At 64.0% G+C, this 17,486-nt stretch carries 16 protein-coding genes; 13 read left to right on the top strand and 3 right to left on the bottom strand.

What is annotated here, in order from left to right:
* Positions 1-13: 13 nt before the first annotated feature.
* From betC to LFL96_RS19860, 3 genes are all read left to right on the top strand, one after another.
* On the top strand, positions 14-1,561 hold the full coding sequence (gene betC / locus LFL96_RS19870) for a choline-sulfatase (protein WP_281002426.1): 1,548 nt from the start codon (positions 14-16) through the stop codon (positions 1,559-1,561).
* Positions 1,562-1,606: 45 nt separating this feature from the next.
* On the top strand, positions 1,607-2,560 hold the full coding sequence (locus LFL96_RS19865; RefSeq protein ID WP_281002425.1) for a choline ABC transporter substrate-binding protein: 954 nt from the start codon (positions 1,607-1,609) through the stop codon (positions 2,558-2,560).
* Positions 2,561-2,892: 332 nt separating this feature from the next.
* A complete protein-coding gene (locus LFL96_RS19860) occupies positions 2,893-4,044 on the top strand; it encodes a porin (RefSeq protein ID WP_281002424.1) in 1,152 nt (383 codons plus the stop codon).
* 105 nt (positions 4,045-4,149) lie between these two features.
* On the opposite strand, the gene LFL96_RS19855 is transcribed toward LFL96_RS19860, so the two are convergent.
* Positions 4,150-4,788, bottom strand: a complete 639-nt coding sequence (locus LFL96_RS19855) for an NAD(P)H-dependent oxidoreductase (RefSeq protein ID WP_281002423.1) — start codon at positions 4,786-4,788, stop codon at positions 4,150-4,152.
* A 99-nt stretch (positions 4,789-4,887) separates the two neighbouring features.
* Here LFL96_RS19855 and LFL96_RS19850 point away from each other — a divergent pair, with 99 nt between their 5' ends.
* Together LFL96_RS19850 and LFL96_RS19845 are read left to right on the top strand one after the other, a co-directional pair.
* The gene (locus tag LFL96_RS19850) at positions 4,888-5,238 is read left to right on the top strand and encodes a metalloregulator ArsR/SmtB family transcription factor (RefSeq protein ID WP_281002422.1); all 351 of its coding nucleotides are present in this window, start codon (positions 4,888-4,890) and stop codon (positions 5,236-5,238) included.
* On the top strand, positions 5,235-5,678 hold the full coding sequence (locus LFL96_RS19845) for an SRPBCC domain-containing protein (protein WP_281002421.1): 444 nt from the start codon (positions 5,235-5,237) through the stop codon (positions 5,676-5,678). Before LFL96_RS19850 ends, LFL96_RS19845 begins: the two co-directional genes overlap by 4 nt.
* A gap of 92 nt (positions 5,679-5,770) precedes the next feature.
* Here LFL96_RS19845 and LFL96_RS19840 read toward each other — a convergent pair whose 3' ends face one another.
* A complete protein-coding gene (locus LFL96_RS19840) occupies positions 5,771-6,577 on the bottom strand; it encodes a CerR family C-terminal domain-containing protein (protein ID WP_281002420.1) in 807 nt (268 codons plus the stop codon).
* A 145-nt stretch (positions 6,578-6,722) separates the two neighbouring features.
* Here LFL96_RS19840 and LFL96_RS19835 point away from each other — a divergent pair, with 145 nt between their 5' ends.
* From LFL96_RS19835 to LFL96_RS19825, 3 genes are all read left to right on the top strand, one after another.
* Positions 6,723-7,874 carry an HlyD family secretion protein gene (locus LFL96_RS19835; protein WP_281002419.1) on the top strand — a complete coding sequence of 384 codons (1,152 nt, stop codon included), beginning with the start codon at positions 6,723-6,725 and terminating at the stop codon, positions 7,872-7,874.
* On the top strand, positions 7,852-9,480 hold the full coding sequence (locus LFL96_RS19830) for an MDR family MFS transporter (RefSeq protein ID WP_281002418.1): 1,629 nt from the start codon (positions 7,852-7,854) through the stop codon (positions 9,478-9,480). Before LFL96_RS19835 ends, LFL96_RS19830 begins: the two co-directional genes overlap by 23 nt.
* 128 nt (positions 9,481-9,608) lie before the next feature.
* The gene (locus tag LFL96_RS19825; RefSeq protein WP_281002417.1) at positions 9,609-11,093 is read left to right on the top strand and encodes an efflux transporter outer membrane subunit; all 1,485 of its coding nucleotides are present in this window, start codon (positions 9,609-9,611) and stop codon (positions 11,091-11,093) included.
* Between the two features lie 38 nt (positions 11,094-11,131).
* On the opposite strand, the gene mug is transcribed toward LFL96_RS19825, so the two are convergent.
* Positions 11,132-11,677, bottom strand: a complete 546-nt coding sequence (gene mug / locus LFL96_RS19820; protein WP_281002416.1) for a G/U mismatch-specific DNA glycosylase — start codon at positions 11,675-11,677, stop codon at positions 11,132-11,134.
* Between the two features lie 179 nt (positions 11,678-11,856).
* On the opposite strand from mug, the gene LFL96_RS19815 reads away from it, so the two are divergent.
* The 5 genes from LFL96_RS19815 (at position 11,857) to LFL96_RS19795 (ending at position 17,416) form a co-directional block, all read left to right on the top strand.
* Positions 11,857-12,294, top strand: a complete 438-nt coding sequence (locus LFL96_RS19815) for a MarR family transcriptional regulator (RefSeq protein ID WP_281002415.1) — start codon at positions 11,857-11,859, stop codon at positions 12,292-12,294.
* A 162-nt stretch (positions 12,295-12,456) separates the two neighbouring features.
* Positions 12,457-12,894, top strand: a complete 438-nt coding sequence (locus LFL96_RS19810) for a MarR family transcriptional regulator (protein WP_281002414.1) — start codon at positions 12,457-12,459, stop codon at positions 12,892-12,894.
* Between the two features lie 36 nt (positions 12,895-12,930).
* The gene (locus LFL96_RS19805) at positions 12,931-14,508 is read left to right on the top strand and encodes an efflux transporter outer membrane subunit (protein WP_281002413.1); all 1,578 of its coding nucleotides are present in this window, start codon (positions 12,931-12,933) and stop codon (positions 14,506-14,508) included.
* Positions 14,509-14,541: 33 nt separating this feature from the next.
* Positions 14,542-15,846: an HlyD family efflux transporter periplasmic adaptor subunit gene (locus LFL96_RS19800; protein WP_281002412.1), complete on the top strand. Its 1,305-nt coding sequence runs from the start codon at positions 14,542-14,544 to the stop codon at positions 15,844-15,846.
* Between the two features lie 13 nt (positions 15,847-15,859).
* Positions 15,860-17,416, top strand: coding sequence for a DHA2 family efflux MFS transporter permease subunit (locus LFL96_RS19795; RefSeq protein WP_281002411.1), 1,557 nt, complete (start codon positions 15,860-15,862; stop codon positions 17,414-17,416).
* Positions 17,417-17,486: the final 70 nt, after the last annotated feature.

Genomic DNA, 17,486 nt, shown 5'->3' with positions numbered 1-17,486 from the left:
GAGGCGCACTTCAATGCTTGTCAGCAAAAAGAATATTCTTATTCTCATGGCGGATCAGATGACGCCGTTCGCACTGGCCGCACATGGTCATCCCTTGACCCGAACGCCGAATCTCGATCGGCTCGCCAGCGAGGGCGTGGTATTCGACTCGGCGTATTGCGCGAGTCCATTGTGCGCACCGTCACGGTTTTCGTTTCTGTCGGGCAAGCTGCCTTCCGCGATCGGCGCCTATGACAACGCAGCGGAATTTCCGTCGCAAACGCTGACGTTCGCCCATTATCTGCGTGCCGACGGTTATCGCACGATTCTGTCCGGCAAGATGCATTTCTGCGGGGCCGATCAACTGCACGGCTTCGAGGAGCGCCTGACCACCGACATCTATCCGGCCGATTTCGGCTGGACGCCGAACTGGGACGACTTCGACACGCGCCCCACGTGGTATCACAACATGAGTTCCGTGATCGACGCCGGTCCTTGCGTGCGCACCAATCAACTCGACTTCGACGATGAAGTGACATTCACCACGCGTCAGAAGCTGTTCGATCTTGCTCGCGAACGTCATGCGGGCAAGGACGCGCGGCCGTTCTGTCTGGTCGCTTCGCTCACGCACCCGCACGACCCCTACGCGATTCCACAAAAGTACTGGGACATGTATCGCGACGAAGAGATCGACCTGCCCGCCCATCGCGATTCGTTCGACGAAGCCGACCCGCACTCGCGCCGGCTTCGCCATGTCTGCGAAACCGATCGCACGCCGCCCACCGATCAGCAGATCCGCAACGCACGCCGTGCTTACTACGGCGCGATTTCGTATGTGGACGATCAATTCGGCGCGATTCTGGAAGCGCTCGACCAGGCGGGACTCGCGCAGGACACGATCATCGTCGTCACCTCGGATCACGGCGAGATGCTCGGCGAGCGCGGGCTCTGGTACAAGATGACGTTCTTCGAAGGCGGCTGCCGAGTGCCGCTGATCGTGCATGCGCCGCAGCAATTCGACGCGCACCGCGTGAAGGCTTCGGTATCGCATCTCGATCTGCTGCCGACGCTCGTCGAACTCGCGCGCGGCGAGGCGCCCGTTGCATGGCCCGATACGCTCGATGGACAAAGCCTCGTGCCGCATCTGAACGGCGGCTCGGGTAGCTCGGGCGGCCATGACGAAGCGATCGGCGAATACCTCGCCGAAGGCGCGATCGCGCCGATCGTGATGTTGCGGCGCGGGCGCTTCAAGTTCATCCACACGCCGGCCGATCCCGATCAACTGTACGACGTCGAAGCCGATCCGCTCGAGCGCAAGAACCTGGCGGCGCTGAAAGAATACGAGGAACAGGTGGCGGCATTGCGTGCGGAGATCGCGCAACGCTGGGATCTCGCGGCACTGCATCAAACCGTACTCGGCAGTCAGCGCCGCCGTCGTTTTCATTTCGAGGCCACCACACGCGGCACGGTCGCCTCGTGGGACTGGCAGCCCCACGTGGAAGCCAGCCAGCGTTACATGCGCAATCACATCGACCTCGACACGCTCGAAGCGATGGCCCGCTTTCCCGCCGTCGCGCGTTGACTTGAATCCGCGTACTTTTTTCGACCTCATTTCCAGGAAGCCGACATGATGAACAAGCTCTTCAAACAGGCTGTATCCGGCGTCGCATTGATGTGCGCGGCGGCGACTTTCGCGGTGGCCGCCGAGCCGCAGTCGTGCACGCAGGTCAATATGGCGGGACCGGGCTGGACCGATATCGACGCGACCAATGCGATGACCGGCGTCATCCTGAAGGCGCTCGGCTATAAACAGAACGTGGCCAACCTGTCGGTGCCGATCACTTACCAGGGCTTGAAGAAAGGGCAGGTCGACGTGTTCCTCGGCAACTGGATGCCGGCGCAGGCGCCGGTCGTCAAACCGTTCGAGGACGAGAAGTCGATCGAGGTCGTGCATCCGAATCTGAGCAACGCGAAATTCACGCTCGCGGTACCGGATTACGTGGCGGCGGCCGGCGTGCATTCGTTTGCGGACCTCGCGAAAAATGCCGACAGGTTCGACGGCAAGATCTACGGCATCGAACCCGGCGCGCCGGCCAACCAGAACATCAAGAAGATGGTCGACGACAAGGCCTTCGGCCTCGGCAACTGGAAGCTCGTCGAGTCGAGCGAGACGGGCATGCTGACGCAGGTCGAGCGGGCAGTGCGCGAGAAGAAGTGGATCGTGTTTCTCGCGTGGGAGCCGCATCTGATGAATACGAAATTCAAGCTGACCTATCTCGACGGCGGCGACAAGTACTTCGGGCCGAATTTCGGCGGCGCCACGGTGAATACGGTGGCACGCAGCGGTTATACGGAGCAATGCCAGAACATCGGCCGGCTATTCCGTCAATTGACATTCAATGTCGATCTGGAGAACGGCGTGATTACCGAAGTACTGGAGAAAAAGACGGGTGTCGATGCGGCGGCCGCCGAAGCACTCAAACGTCATCCGGAATTGCTGAAGTCGTGGCTCGACGGCGTGAATACCGCTAGCGGCGCGAATGGTTTGCAGGCAGTACAGACGGCGCTCGGTGTGAAATAGCCGTGAGGTGAATGCGTCGCAAATATGAAGCGAATAGAGAGTTAGTGCAATTCGCATCGACTGTCTTTCAATAAGGTCGCTGGGCGACAGATTCATGTCGCTTCCGGTCGAACCGAACTAAATCTGGACCCTTATTCTTGACCCGTCGATGCAACGCCCGGTCAGCGATGCATCGGCCCAGTCTCATCCGCATCCGCAGCAATTGGTCTCACTCGGTCTCAACCGGTTTCGAACTGCCCGTCACGCGAGAAGCGCGGCGCTCCGCCTTGTGGCGCGTCGTGGGGATCGTTTTATCCAACGAAATAAGCAGGCACAGAGCAGGGGAGAATCAGATGAAGAAGAGCAATGCCGTCAGCCTCTCGGCACTCGCGATCGCGGCCAGCGCCGTATTCGTACCCACGGCGGTTCAGGCGCAAAGCAGCGTCACGCTATACGGCATTCTGGACGCCGGCATTACCTACGTGAACAACGCCGGCGGTGCCCATCAATACAAATTCGACGACGGCGTGTCATACGGCAACCGGATCGGCTTCAAGGGCACGGAAGATCTCGGCGGTGGCTTGCAGGCGATCTTCGCGCTCGAATCGGGTTTTCACCTGGGTAACGGGCAGTACGCTTTCGGTGGCGCGGAATTCGGCCGCCAGGCGTATGTCGGCGTGAAGAGCAGCCAGTGGGGCAGCGTCACGCTGGGCAATCAGCTCGACATGACGAACGAGTTCGTGTCGATCTACAACATCTCCGCGTGGGCCAGCGGCTATGCGATTCACCAGGGCGACTTCGACCGGATGAACGGCGACCGCTTGCCGAATTCGGTCAAGTACATGTCGCCGAGTTTCTCGGGTTTCTCGTTCGGCGGTATGTATTCGTTCGGCAATACGGCGGGCGACTTCCATCAGAAGAGCGCATGGAGCGTCGGCGCGCGTTATGAACACGGGGCGTTCAACATCGGCACCGCGTACACGCAGTTGAACAATCCGTTCGGTATCTATGCGTTCGATCCGTACGCGATGATCGGCACCAAAACCTTCCTCGGTCAGCCCACGGTGTCCGTCAATCCGGCGACGGGCGCGGTCACCGATCTGTTCGGCTCGACGTCGTTTCCGGTCGACAAGCAGGGCACGTTCGGCATCGGCGCGGCTTACACGATCGGTAAGGTCATGCTGAGCGGTGACTATACGTACACGACGATCAAGGGTCTCGGCCAGACCTCGCACATGCAGGTGTACGAAGGCGGGGCGTCGTACACGTTCATGCCGGACCTGATGCTGTACGGCGGCTATCAGCACACCAGCTTCGAGGGCAATCACTGGAACCAGGGTTCGCTGGGGTTGCACTATCTGCTGTCCAAACGCACGGACCTGTATCTGTCGGGCGATTATCTGCGCGCATCGAACGGCGTGAATGCGGTGATCGGGTATAGCTTCACGCCGTCCACGTCGAACACGCAGTCGGATGTGCGGATCGGCATGCGGCATTCGTTCTGATCGATCCGTTGCGAAACGCGCGCCGTGGGCGGCCTGATGTGTCGTTCGCCGGCCGCGGCGTGCCGAAGGACGGTTTGAAGACCGTCCTGCCGCTTTTCATCCCCCTCACACACATGACTCAGGCGCGAACAACGCCTGAACCGCCGCGAGGTGAGGCGCAAGAAAGTGCACCCGGTCCACCGTTCCGTTGAGCACGTTCACCACGCCGTCGGCCATCACGAAGCGCAGGTCCTCGACGCCGAGGTAGGTGAACAGCCTGCGTAGCCACGGTTCGACGAAGTTCAGCGCTGCGCTCGCCGCGTCCGGACCATAATTCGCGCCCGCCGCGATCACGAAGGTTGCGCGTTTGCCGGTCAGCGTGCCGCGCGGACCGCGATCCGTCATCGTCAAGGTCTCGCCCTGCCGCACGATCTGATCCACCCACAGCTTGAAACTCGCCGACGGTCCCCAGTTGTGCATGGGCACACCGATCACGTATTCGTCGGCGTCGCGCAGTTCTGACGTGAAGACCGAGGACAAGGCCAGCAGATCGTGCTGTTGCGGCGTACGGTGTTGCTTCGGCGTGAAGTTGGCCGCGTGCCATGCGCCGTTGGTAGGCGGAATGTCGGCGCGGGCGAGATCGCGATACCGCACCTCGCCGTCCGCTTGCGCGCGCAGCCAGTGTTGCGCGAATTCCCGCGTGAGCCGGCGCGAAATCGACGCGTCGTTCATCGGGCTGGAGTCGATATGGAGTAGTGTTCTCATGGCGTTTCCCTCGAAAAAGGTGAAGCGATAATAGTCAACCATGTGGTTGACTGTCAACCGTATGGTTGAGTAAAATTGCCGCCCATGAACACGTCCACAATGATTGAATCCCCGAGTTCCACCGAGCGGCTGGATGCGGTATTCGGCGCGCTCGCCGACCCGACCCGCCGTTCCATTCTCGAACGGTTGCGCGGCGGCAGCCTGACGGTCAGCGCACTCGCCGAGCCCTACGAAGTCAGCCTGAATGCGATTTCCAAACATATCAAAACGCTGGAAAAAGCCGGGCTGATCAAGCGCGAGGTGCGCGGCCGCGAGCACGAATGCCGGCTCGACGCGGCGTTGCTCGAGGAGGCGTCCGGCTGGCTCGACTACTACGCGGAATTCTGGGGCGACCGGATGGCGGCGCTGGAGCGGCATCTGGTCAACAAGCGCAAACGGGGCAAGTCATGAGCGGGCAGACGGTGCAGGTGAAGCGCGTGCTGCCTGCCTCGCGCGAGGAGGTGTTCGATGCGTGGCTCGATCCCGAGGGCATGCGCGAATGGATGCTGCCCGGCACCGTCAAGCGCTGCGACGTGATGCTGGAGCCGCGCGTCGGCGGCCGGTTTCATATCTTCATGGCATCGGCGCGCGTCGAGTACGTGCATAGCGGCGAGTACCGCGTGCTCGAACGGCCTTCGAAGCTGGTGTTCACGTGGGTGTCGTCGCGGATGGCACAGCAGGAAACGCTCGTGACCGTCGAATTATTCGAGCGCGGGCAGGGCGACGGCGGCGGGGAGCAGTGCGAAATCGTGCTGACGCACGAGCGGGTGCCGCTCGATCACTCCGGCAAGGGGCTGGGCGTGGGCTGGAAACAGATGCTGGACAAACTGGCGCAGCGGCTGGGCGGCTGAGCGGAGAGGAGCGTGGCGGCCGGGTGAGCGCCGCCACGCTCCTCGCTCCGCTCATGTCCGCTTCGGGTCCGCTTATGTTCGCTTATGTTTGTTTATTCCCGCTTGCGTGATCTTGCCGATTTCGCGGACCCCGCCGGCGTGGCAGCAGTAGCCGTGGCGCCGTCAGCCGTCGTCTTCCTCGACGCTTGCGCAGCTTCGTCACGTTCGCGGCCCCAGTGTTCGAGCAGCGTGCGCGTCTGATCGCGTATGGTCGATTTCAGCAACTCGGCCTTCGCGTGATCGATATTTTTCCAGCCTAGCGCCGAGAGCGTCGAGCGATGCGCGACGTGAAACACGATCATCTGCCCATGCAGACTGAACGTGCGGATCACCGTGACCGGATCGTCGGCCGGGCGGCCCGTGATCCGCCCGACGAGCGCCGTGCTCACTTCGTTCAACGGCTCGCGAATCTTGCATTCGAGAATCTGCGTCGCGCTTTCGGGCTCGTAGCCGGCCTGCTCACGCGCGAAAAAAAGGCGCCGGCCGGGCTTGTTCACCTTCTCCAGCGTGCGATCGGCGACCACGGCCTGAATGCCGATCAGCGCCTCGATCAACTCGGCCGTGTCCGCGTTTTCCGCCAGCGCCTTGCGTGCACGGTCGACGGCCGGACCGAAGGTCTCCCACGCGTCGTCGGCGAGCATTTCCACGCACGCGCGATACACGCCTTCCTTGTTCTCGAAGTAGTACTGCAAGGCGGGCGCGTTGACGCCGGCGAGCGCCGCGATATCGCGCGTGGATGCGCCGTCGAAACCATATTCGCCGAACAGTTCGATCGCGGCTTCGAGAATTCTGTGCCGCGTTTCCTCACCGCGCGCATAACCGCCTTCCGTCGAGTGGCGCGGTTTTTTCACGCTGCTCATGCGTTGCCGTTCACCTTTCATTTCTCTTCCATGCACGTCGTGGCCTCGTGGGGACTGGCCTACGGATATCTGGCGAAATATATCACTTGACACATTTTTATCGAGTGGAATAATTCTGCCAACTGGAAACAATTGGACTCACTACATGTCGACCACCGCAGGCTCACCCACCCGCCCTGTCCCCGCAGGCTCCGCTGACGACCCGGCCACGGCGGGCACACGGCGCCCCAGCCGGCGCACGGTGCTGATCGTGTTCGGCATTGTCGCGCTGATCGCCGGCGCGGTCTGGTTCGCGCGCTGGTGGACCGTGGGCCGCTTCATCGAAAGTACCGACGACGCCTATCTGCAAGCGGACAGCGTGACGGTCGCGCCGAAGATCGCGGGCTACGTCACCGAGGTTTACGTCGCGGACAACCAGGCGGTGAAGCCGGGCGACCCGCTGGTGCATCTGGATGCGCGCCAGTACCGCGTCACGCTCGACCAGGCGCTCGCCACCATCGACGCGCGCAAGGCCGACATCGAGCGCGCCCAGGCCGACATCAAGCAGCAGCAATCGAATATCGCGCAGGCGCAGGCGCAGCAGCAGGTGGCGCGTGTGAGCGCCCAGCATGCCGGCGACGAAGTGCGGCGTTACGCGCCGCTCGTCGCGACCGGCGCCGAAAGCAGCGAACGGCTCGCGGAGTTGACCAGCACGCGCGATCAGGCCAACGCCACGCTCGCCGCGAATTCGGCGGCGGTGGAGGCAGCGCGTTCGCAGATCGGTTCGAGCACCGCGCAACTCGCGCAGGCCCGCGCGCAACTCGAAGCGGCGCAGGCGAGCGCGCAGCAATCGCAGCTGGACCTCGACAACACCGTGGTGCGCAGCGTGCTCGGCGGCAAGGTCGGCGACCGCACGGTGCGCGTCGGTCAATACGTGCAGCCGGGCACGCGCATGCTGACGGTCGTGCCGGTGCAGAACACCTATCTGCTCGCCAACTTCAAGGAAACCCAGGTGGGCCGCATGCGGGTCGGTCAGCCGGTGGACATGCACGTCGACGCGTTGCCGGGACATACGCTGCACGGCGTGGTCGACAGTTTCTCGCCGGGCACGGGCGCGCAATTCGCGCTGCTGCCGCCGGAAAACGCCACCGGCAACTTCACGAAGATCGTGCAGCGCGTGCCGGTGCGCATCCGTCTCGACACCGGCGCGGAAACGCGCAGCGTGCTGCTGCCGGGTCTCTCGGTGACCGTGGATGTCGACACGCGTTCGGCGCGCGATCGCGACGAACGGATCGATGCGGAGAACCACCGTGGCTAATGCCCCCGCGGCGGCTAATACGCCCGGGGCGGCTCCCGCCGCGCCGCATGCGGAGGAACGCGCGAGCGTCGGCGACTGGATCGCGGTGGCCGCCGGTGCGCTCGGCGCGCTGATGGCCACGCTCGACATCTCGATCACGAACTCGGCGCTGCCGCAGATCCAGGGCGAAATCGGCGCGACCGGCACCGAGGGCACATGGATCTCGACCGGCTACCTGATGTCGGAAATCGTGATGATTCCGCTCGCCGCGTGGCTCACGCGGGTGTTCGGCCTGCGCAACTTCCTGCTCACCAATTCCGCGTTGTTCATCGCGTTCTCGATGATGTGCGGCTGGTCGCATACCTTGCCGATGATGATCGCGGGCCGTATCGGTCAGGGCTTTACCGGCGGTGCGCTGATTCCGACCGCGCAGACCATCATCCGCACGCGGCTGCCCATGTCGCAGATGCCGGTCGGCATGACCATGTTCGGGCTGATCGTTCTGCTTGGGCCGCTGCTCGGTCCGGTGGTCGGCGGCTGGCTTGCGGAGAACATCAGCTGGAGCTGGTGCTTCTTCATGAACCTGCCCATCTGTCTCGCGCTGATGACCTTGCTGATCGTCGGCTTGCCGTCGGACCGGCCGCATTGGGAAGCGTTTCTGAAGGCCGACTGGCTCGGCATCGTCGGTCTCGCGATCGGGCTGAGCTCGTTGACGGTGGTGCTGGAAGAAGGGCAGCGCGAGCGCTGGTTCGAATCGTCGATGATCGTCGCGCTCACCTGCGTGTCGGCCTTCGGCATGCTGCTGATCGCCGCGTCGCAGCTCACGGCGAAAAAGCCGATCGTGCGTCTGAGCCTGATGCGCAACCCGAACTACGCGAGCGTGATCGTGATCGTGTCGGCGGTCGGCGCGGCGCTGTACGGCGTGTCGTATCTGCTGCCGCAGTTTCTCGGCGTGGTGGCGGGGTACAACGCCGAGCAGTCCGGCGCGATCATGCTGCTGTCCGGGCTGCCCGCGTTCATGATCATGCCGGTGCTGCCGAGGTTGCTCGGCAAGGTGGATTTCCGCGTGCTGGTGATTACCGGCCTCGTGCTGTACGCGATCAGTTGCATGATCGATATCGACCTGACCGCGCAGAGCGTCGGTCACGATTTCATCTGGTCGCAACTGATTCGCGGCACCGCGCAGATGCTCGCGATGATGCCGCTCAATCAGGCGTCGATGGCGGCGGTCTCGCGCGAGGATTCGGGCGATGCCGCCGGGCTCTACAACATGGCGCGCAATCTCGGCGGCTCGATCGGGCTGGCGATCATCGGCACGATCATCGACCGGCGTACCACGTTCCATGTCGCGACGATCCGCGAGTCGGTCAGCGCCAATTCGCTGATCGGTCAGGAACATCTCGCGGCGAATGCGGCGGGCTGGTTCGCGCGCACCGGCGACATGGCGTATGCGCAGATGCGCGCGCTCGGTCAGCTCGGCGTGCAGATCCAGACGCAGGCCACCGTGATGACCTACTCGGAAACGTTCTATCTGCTCGGTATCGCGCTGCTCGCCTGCATTCCGCTCGCGCTGATGCTGAAGACGCCGCGCCGCAATGGTCCACCGCCGCCGTCCGGCGGACATTGAACCGCGCGAGTGCGCTTCGTTCGCTGATGTGAGCACGACCAACACGTACGACCAACGCGCACGTCGGCGCCAGCTCAAGCGAATTCTGACGCACCGCAACCCCTACTCGAACACCACACGACTATTCCATGATGTCCAACCGCCCCTCGTGTCTCGCCCTTGCCGCCGTCGCGCTGCTGTCCGCTCTGACGGGTTGCACGGTCGGCCCGGATTATCACGGCGCGCCACCGCTCGCGCAGGGCGCGGGCAACACCGCGACCTTCGTGCGCACGCCGGCCGCCGGCACGACGGCCACGCCCGCGCCGAGCGAATGGTGGCTCGCCTTCAACGATCCGCAACTGAACGACCTGATCGCCGCCGCGTTCGCGCACAACCCGGATGTCGATGCGGCGAAGGCGCGGCTGCGCGCGTCGCGGGCGCAATTGCAGCAGCAGCGTGCGAACGAATTGCCGAAACTGTCCGGCACGGTCGCGTCGGTGCGTATGCGTGAGCCGGATCTAGGTTCGCTCGGATCGTCGGGCGGATCGGGCGGGTCGGGCGGCGGCGGTCCATTGCAGCTCTACACGGCCGGTTTCGACGCCACCTGGGAAATCGATCTGTTCGGCGGCACACGGCGCGCGATCGAGGCGGCATCGGCGGATGCGCAGGCGGTCGAAGCCGATCTCGCGGATACGCGGGTCTCGCTCGCGGCCGAAGTCGCCCAGGCCTACATCGATCTGCGCGATCAGCAGACGCGGCTTGCGCTCGCGCAGCGCCAGGCGGAAACCGAACAGCACATGCTGACGCTGACGCAGCAGCGCCGCGCGCGCGGCACGGCGGCGGACGTCGATGTCGAGCGGCTCACCACCCAGGTGGAAAACACGCGCGGCACGCTGATCCCGCTCGACGCGCAACTGACCGATTCGCTCGACCGCCTCGCGGTGCTGACCGGCCGTGCGCCCGGCGCACTGGATCAGCAACTCGCCGACGTGCAGCCGTTGCCGGCGATGCCCGCGACGGTGGCGATCGGCGATCCGTCGACGATGATGCAGCAGCGCCCCGACATCCGCGCGGCGGAGCGGCGTTTGGCGTCGAGCAATGCGCAGATCGGCGAACACGTCGCGGACTTTTTCCCGAAGCTGACGTTGCTTGGCGACATCGGCTTCAGCGCGGGCGATCCGGGGCATCTGGTACGCAAGAGCAATTTCAGCTGGATCGGCGCGCCGTATCTGCAATGGAACGCGCTCGATTTCGGCCGCACGCTGGGCAGCGTGCACGCGGCCGAGGCCTCGCGCGACGAAGCCGAGGCACACTATACGAAGGCCGTGCTCGGTGCATTGCAGGACGCCAACTCGTCGCTGTCGCGCTATGGTCATCAACGCGAGCATGTGGTGACGCTGCAGAAGGTGGAAGCGTCGGCCACGCATTCGGCGACGCTGATGCGGCAGCGCTATTCGGCGGGCGTCTCCACGCTGATCGATCTGCTCGACACGCAGCGCGAGGAGTTCACCGCGCAGCAGAACGTCGTCGCGGGGCAGGCCGAGTTGCTGAAGGACTTCGTGTCGTTGCAGAAGAGTCTGGGTATCGGCTGGCAGGCGCAGGCGCAGACGCAGACGCACGCGCAGCAGGGTTGAGTTGAGGCACGGGTGCCGCCGTGCTGACGGCCACTGCGTCAGCGCGCCGGCATCGACATGATCACTTCGCGCACGGGCCGGTAGGCTGCCACTAACGCGTCGAGGTCGAACCCCCGGTTCAATCCGCTCGGGTTGGGCAAGACCCACGCGTGTGCGCCGCCGAAAGGTTCCGCCTGCAGTCCCCACTCGACACCGGGTTCGCCACGGATTGCCGCGTACGCCATCTTGCCGAGGAAGGCGACATGCCGCGGCGCGTAGTGTTCGATCTTCCGCTGGAACGCCTGCGCGGCCATTTCGATTTCCTTGCGCGAGAGGTCGGCGGCTTGCGCGGTGGGCCGCTGGACGACGGTCGTCAGGCCAAAGCCATAGTGAAGAATCGCATGGTCGTCCTCGGGGCGAATCTGTTGCGCGGTGAAGCCGGCGAGATGCAGGACGCGCCAGAAGCGGTTGCTCCTGCCTTCGAAGTGATGTCCGGTCGATGCCGCGCGCAGACCCGGATTGATGCCGCAAAACACCAGCGACAGGCCGGATTCCAGCAGATCGGGAAGGCCGGGGAGCTCGAGAGGAGAATTGGTCTCGCTCATGGTGACGCTATTCCTTGCAACGCAACGTTCGAATGATGATGCCTGGTCATGCGCTCGATACCCGGGCGTGGCGCAACCGGCTGGCTCAATGCGTTCGACAGGCCACGGCGCCGGGTGCAACGCCTGATTTGGTAGTATCTGATCCGTCAGTCAGATCGTACCTGTTCAGGAGCCCGCCCGTGCGTCATTACACCAAAGACAACTTCGTCCTCACGGAGAGCGTCGGATTTGCGCTGGTCAAGGCGCGCAACCTGATCGTCACGGAAATGGACGCGGCGATGAAGGAACTCGACATCTCCAGTCAGCAGATGGGCATCATGCTGATGCTCAAGGAGAAGCTGGCGTCCACGCCGTTCGAACTGTCGAAGCTGCTCGGCATCGACACGGGCTTGATGACGCGCATGCTCGACAAGCTCGAAAGCAAGGGGCTGGTGGTGCGCTCGCGCGACGAGCAGGACCGCCGCGTCGTCAATCTTTCGTTGACGAAAGCCGGTACGGCGGTGGCCGCGCAGATTCCCGAAATCGCGCCGGATGTGTTGAACGCGCGTCTGAAGGGCTTCACCAAGACTGAACTCAACGATCTGCGCCGCCTGCTGCGCAAGTTTGTCGGCGACTGACACGTCGCCGCGTTACCTCGCTACGTCTCCGCAGCGTCCCTCCGTTGTCTCTCCCGAAGCAACAATGTGTTGCTTCCCGGCTCCGTTGACAGTATCTGACCCGTCAACTATCGTTCAGGCAACCAAACACGAAGCAAGCTTGAAGCGAGCGTGGAGCGAGAGATGGGTCACTACACGAAGGGCGATTTCAATTCCGTCGACAACCTGGCGTTTTCGATCGGCAAGGCCCGCAATCTGATCCAGACACAGATGGATGCGGCGCTGCGCGGCCTGAACGTCAAGGCGGCGCATGTCGGCACGCTGATGGCGCTGCTGGACGGCACGAGCACGACGTCGGCGGCGTTGTCGCGGCATCTGGGCATCAACACGGGCCTGATGACGCGCATGATCGACAAGCTCGAAGCGCTTGGCATGGTGCAGCGGTTGCGCAGTCACGAAGACCGCCGGGTGGTGGATCTGGAACTGACCGAAGCGGGCCGCGCGATCGCGCTGCGCATCGCCGAGATTGCTCCCTGTGTATTGAATGCGCGACTCGAAAGCTTTACGAAAGCGGAGTTCGATGAATTGTGCCGCCTGCTCGACAAGTTTCTCGGTCACTAAGCCATTTTTTTACCCAAATATCTGACGAGTCAGAAAATGATGAATCAATTAAAGACGAAGGGACGTGCCACGCGGCAGCCGGCGTCGCGCGTGTTGAAAGTGGGCGTGTCGGTGCTGTTCGCTGCCGTATTGTCGGCGTGCGCGAACTACGCCGGCATTCATGGCGATCAGAAAACGGCCGAGCCGCGGCAGTTTGCGACACAGCAAAGTCTGCCGGCGGAGCAGGGCCATTGGCCGGGCGTGGATTGGGCCGACCAGTTCGGCGACGCGCAACTGAAGGCCTTGCTAGCCGAAGCGCTGAAGGCTAGCCCCACGCTCGATCAGGCACGGGCGCGTGTGGCGGCGGCGTCGGCGTTCAGCGAAACGGCGAAAGCGAGCACGATGCCGCGCGTCGATGCGAGCTATTCGCTGACCCGTCAGCAATATTCCGGCACGGCGCTCGTGCCGCCGCCGTACGGCGGTTCCTGGCAGACCGAGAACACGGGGTTGCTGAGCGCCTCGTATGACCTCGATCTGTGGGGCAAGAACCGCGAGGCGCTGAAGAGCGCGATTTCGCAGTTGCAGGCGAGCCGGGCCGATGCGGAAACCGTCAAGCTGACGCTGACCACGTCCATTGCGCGCACCTACAACCAGCTGGCGCGGCTTTATGTGTTGCGCGACATCGCGCAGCAGGAGATCGCGCAGCGCAAGCAGATCGACAGCATTACCGCGGGGCGTATCGCCACCGGACTCGATACCGAGGTGGAGCGCAAGACCGCTCAGGCGAATCTCGCGACCAGCCAGGCCGCGCTGAAATCGCTCGACGGGCAGATTCTCGCGACGCGCTACGAGATCGCGGCGTTGCTCGGCGCCGGCCCCGATCGCGGGTTGCAGATTGCCCGCCCGACGCTCGGCATCGGCGACACCGTGGCGCTGCCCGACAACCTGCCGGCCGATCTGGTGAGCCGCCGCCCCGACATCGTCGCGGCGCGCTGGCGCGTCGACGCGATGACGCACGACGTGAAGGAAGCGAAGGCCGAGTTCTATCCCGACATCAACCTGAGCGCCGCCATCGGTCTCGACGCGTTCGGCTTCGGCAGCTTTCTGACGGCGGCGAGCCGCACCGCATCCGTGGGGCCGGCGATCCATCTGCCGATCTTCGACGCCGGTGCGTTGCGCGCGCAACTGAAGGGCCGCTACGCCAATTTCGACGATGCGGTCGCGACCTACAACCAGACGCTGGTGAACGCGTTGAGCCAGGTCGCGACCCAGCTCGCCGACGTGCGTTCGACCGACGCGCAACTGGTCGACGCGAGCACCGCGCAGGACGCGGCGCGCAAGGCCGAGCAACTGGCGGTCGTGCAATACCGGGCCGGCCTGACGAATCAGTTGACGGTGCTGAACGCGGACATGAATGCGCTTTCCGCCGATCAGGCGGTTGCCAACTTACGCATGGACCGCCGCGATCAGCAGATCGCGCTCGCCTCGGCACTCGGCGGCGGCTATGTCGATGAAGCGACCCAGCAGCCGGCTTCGACTACAAGCCCGGTCGCAAACGCAACCACCAACGCAACCACAAGCCCCAGTGCGGCCAACGCAAACGCATCGCGAGCCGACAACGTGGCCGCTCGTTGAGCGACACGCAATGAATCTGCCAGGAGAACTGAAATGAGCGAAGTCAACACGCCGGAGCGCGCCACGACCGGCAACGAATCAAGCGGCGCTAACCGGCCGAACGCGCCGGCCGGCGGGGCAGCGGCCGCCAGGGAACCCGCTTCGAACAAACGCCGCTTGATGCTGGCGCTGCTGGGTGCGGCGATCGTCGCGTCGGCGGCTGCTTATGGTGCGTACTATTTCACGGTGGCCCGCTATCACGAGTCGACCGACGACGCGTACGTCAGCGGCAATCTCGTGCAACTGACACCGCAGGTGACCGGCACCGTGATCGCCGTGAACGCCGACGACACGCAGATCGTGAAAGCAGGCGACCCCGTCGTCACGCTCGACGCCGCCGATGCGAAAGTCGCGCTCGGCAACGCGGAGGCGACGCTCGGCCAGACCGTGCGTCAGGTGAGCAGCCTCTACGTGAACAACGACTTCTACAGCGCGAACGTCGCGCAACGGCAGTCCGATCTCGCGCGTGCCAGCGACGATCTGCGCCGCCGTCAGGCGGTCGCGAACACGGGCGCCGTGTCCGCCGAAGACGTCGCGCATGCCCGTGACGCGGTGGCCGCCGCGCAGGCCGCGCTCGACGCCGCGCGCCAGCAGGCCGAGGCGAACCGCGCGCTGACCGACCGCACGACGATCGAACAGCATCCGAACGTGCAGGCCGCTGCGTCGAAAGTGCGCGACGCGTACCTCGCCTATGCGCGCAACACGCTGCCCGCGCCGGTCACCGGTTATGTCGCGCGCCGCTCGGTGCAGGTCGGCCAACGCGTGTCGCCCGGCACGCCGCTGATGGCGATCGTGCCGCTCGATGGCGTGTGGGTCGATGCGAACTACAAGGAAAGCCAATTAAAGAACATGCGGATCGGTCAACCCGTCACGTTGACCGCCGACGTGTATGGCGGCAGCGTCAAGTATCACGGACGCGTGGTCGGCTTCTCGGCCGGCACCGGCAGCGCATTCGCGACGCTGCCCGCGCAGAACGCGACCGGCAACTGGATCAAGGTCGTGCAGCGACTGCCGGCGCGCATCCAGCTCGATCCGAAGGAACTCGAAGCGCATCCGCTGCGGATCGGACTGTCGATGGACGTCGATGTCGAAACGCGCGACACCTCTGGCCATCAGCTCGGCGCCGCCACCAATACGACGTATCGCACCGACGTGTTCAGCGAGTACGGCGCGCAGGCCGATGCGGAGATCGCGAAGATCATCGCGCAGAACGTGGTTGGTGAACGTGCGGGTGCCGGTGCCGGAACAAAAGCAGGTTCGTTGGCGGCGAATCGCATGAGCACCGTCGCCGCGCGTTGAAAACGGAGTCGCCATGAACCCTTCCACACAACTCGCCCCGCCGCCGCTGACCGGCGGCAAACTGGTTCTCGCGACGCTGGCCGTCGCGCTCGCCACCTTCATGAACGTGCTCGATTCGTCGATCGCCAACGTCGCGATTCCGACCATCTCGGGCAACCTCGGCGTTTCCGTCGACGAAGGCACGTGGGTCATCACGCTGTTTTCGGCGGCCAACGCGGTGGCGATTCCGCTGACCGGCTGGCTCACACAGCGCGTCGGCCAGATCCGGCTGTTCGTCACCGCGATTCTGCTGTTCGTGTTTTCGTCGTGGCTGTGCGGCGTCGCGCCGAACCTGATCGTGCTGCTCGCCGCGCGCGTGCTGCAAGGTGCGGTGGCCGGTCCGCTGATTCCGCTTTCGCAGGCGATTCTGCTCGGCTCGTATCCGCGCGAAAAGAGTTCGACCGCGCTGTCGCTGTGGGCGATGACGGCGACCGTCGGCCCGATCGCCGGTCCCGCGCTCGGCGGCTGGATCACGGACAGCTATAGCTGGTCGTGGATTTTCTACATCAACATCCCGGTCGGATTCTTTGCGGCGGGCGTCACGTGGTGGATCTATCGCGACCGCGAAACGACGACACGCAAGCTGCCGATCGACAAGGTCGGGCTGATGTCGCTGATCGCGTGGGTCGCGTCGTTGCAGATCATGCTCGACAAGGGCAAGGACCTCGACTGGTTCAACTCGCCGGTAATCTGCATTCTCGCGGTGGTCGCGGCGATCAGCTTCGTGTTCTTCCTGATCTGGGAGTTCACGGAGAAGACCCCGATCGTCGATGTGCGGCTGTTTGCGCAGCGCAATTTCCGTGGCGGCACGATCGCCATTTCGGTGGCGTACGCGGTGTTCTTTTCGAACCTCGTGATCCTGCCGCAATGGATTCAGGGCTATCTGGGCTACCGGTCGGTGGATGCCGGTCTGGTTACGGCGCCGCTCGGCATTTTCGCCGTGCTGCTCGCGCCGGTGATGGCGAAGATCATGCCGAGGTCGGATGCGCGTGTGCTGGCGACGCTCGCGTTCGTCTGCTATGCGGGGGTGTTTTTCATGCGCTCGCATTACACGACCGGCGTCGATCAATGGACGCTGATCCTGCCGACGCTGCTGCAAGGCATTCCGACCGCGTTGTTCTTCGTGCCGTTGACGGCGATCATTCTGTCGGGGCTCGCGCCGGACAAGATTCCGGCGGCCGCGGGTCTGTCGAATTTCGTGCGGGTGTTCGCGGGCGGGGTGGGGACGTCGTTGATCACGACGGGCTGGAATAACCGGACCATCCTGCATCACGCGCAACTGGCGGAGCAGACCAGCGCGACCAATCCGCTGTACAACGACGCGATCGCGACGATTCATTCGACGCTCGGCGGCAGCATGGATCAGGCGAGGGCGTTCTTCGAGCAGTCGCTGAACGCGCAGGCGGCGATGCTGGGGTTGAACGACATCTTCTGGCTGTCGTCGATGATCTTTATCGTGATCATTCCGCTGATCTGGATGACGAAGCCGGCGAAGGGTGGGGGCGGGGCGGCGGCTGCGGGGGCGCATTGAGGGGGGCGGTCATGGGGCGTGTCTTCATTGCGCGAGCACCGGTGCGTATTCACCCTGCATTAAACGTGCG

The sequence above is a fragment of the Paraburkholderia sp. D15 genome, from assembly GCF_029910215.1.
Taxonomy (GTDB): Bacteria; Pseudomonadota; Gammaproteobacteria; order Burkholderiales; family Burkholderiaceae; genus Paraburkholderia.
This window is presented reverse-complemented; position numbering and strand designations above follow the sequence as displayed.

Bases quoted from the DNA above. Each gene is read 5' to 3' on its own strand.
- betC (WP_281002426.1), top strand. From the start codon at position 14: ATGCTTGTCAGCAAAAAGAATATTCTTATTCTCATGGCGGATCAGATG.
- LFL96_RS19865 (WP_281002425.1), top strand. From the start codon at position 1,607: ATGATGAACAAGCTCTTCAAACAGGCTGTATCCGGCGTCGCATTGATG.
- LFL96_RS19860 (WP_281002424.1), top strand. From the start codon at position 2,893: ATGAAGAAGAGCAATGCCGTCAGCCTCTCGGCACTCGCGATCGCGGCC.
- LFL96_RS19855 (WP_281002423.1), bottom strand. From the start codon at position 4,788: ATGAGAACACTACTCCATATCGACTCCAGCCCGATGAACGACGCGTCG.
- LFL96_RS19850 (WP_281002422.1), top strand. From the start codon at position 4,888: ATGATTGAATCCCCGAGTTCCACCGAGCGGCTGGATGCGGTATTCGGC.
- LFL96_RS19845 (WP_281002421.1), top strand. From the start codon at position 5,235: ATGAGCGGGCAGACGGTGCAGGTGAAGCGCGTGCTGCCTGCCTCGCGC.
- LFL96_RS19840 (WP_281002420.1), bottom strand. From the start codon at position 6,577: ATGAGCAGCGTGAAAAAACCGCGCCACTCGACGGAAGGCGGTTATGCG.
- LFL96_RS19835 (WP_281002419.1), top strand. From the start codon at position 6,723: ATGTCGACCACCGCAGGCTCACCCACCCGCCCTGTCCCCGCAGGCTCC.
- LFL96_RS19830 (WP_281002418.1), top strand. From the start codon at position 7,852: ATGCGGAGAACCACCGTGGCTAATGCCCCCGCGGCGGCTAATACGCCC.
- LFL96_RS19825 (WP_281002417.1), top strand. From the start codon at position 9,609: ATGATGTCCAACCGCCCCTCGTGTCTCGCCCTTGCCGCCGTCGCGCTG.
- mug (WP_281002416.1), bottom strand. From the start codon at position 11,677: ATGAGCGAGACCAATTCTCCTCTCGAGCTCCCCGGCCTTCCCGATCTG.
- LFL96_RS19810 (WP_281002414.1), top strand. From the start codon at position 12,457: ATGGGTCACTACACGAAGGGCGATTTCAATTCCGTCGACAACCTGGCG.
- LFL96_RS19805 (WP_281002413.1), top strand. From the start codon at position 12,931: ATGATGAATCAATTAAAGACGAAGGGACGTGCCACGCGGCAGCCGGCG.
- LFL96_RS19800 (WP_281002412.1), top strand. From the start codon at position 14,542: ATGAGCGAAGTCAACACGCCGGAGCGCGCCACGACCGGCAACGAATCA.
- LFL96_RS19795 (WP_281002411.1), top strand. From the start codon at position 15,860: ATGAACCCTTCCACACAACTCGCCCCGCCGCCGCTGACCGGCGGCAAA.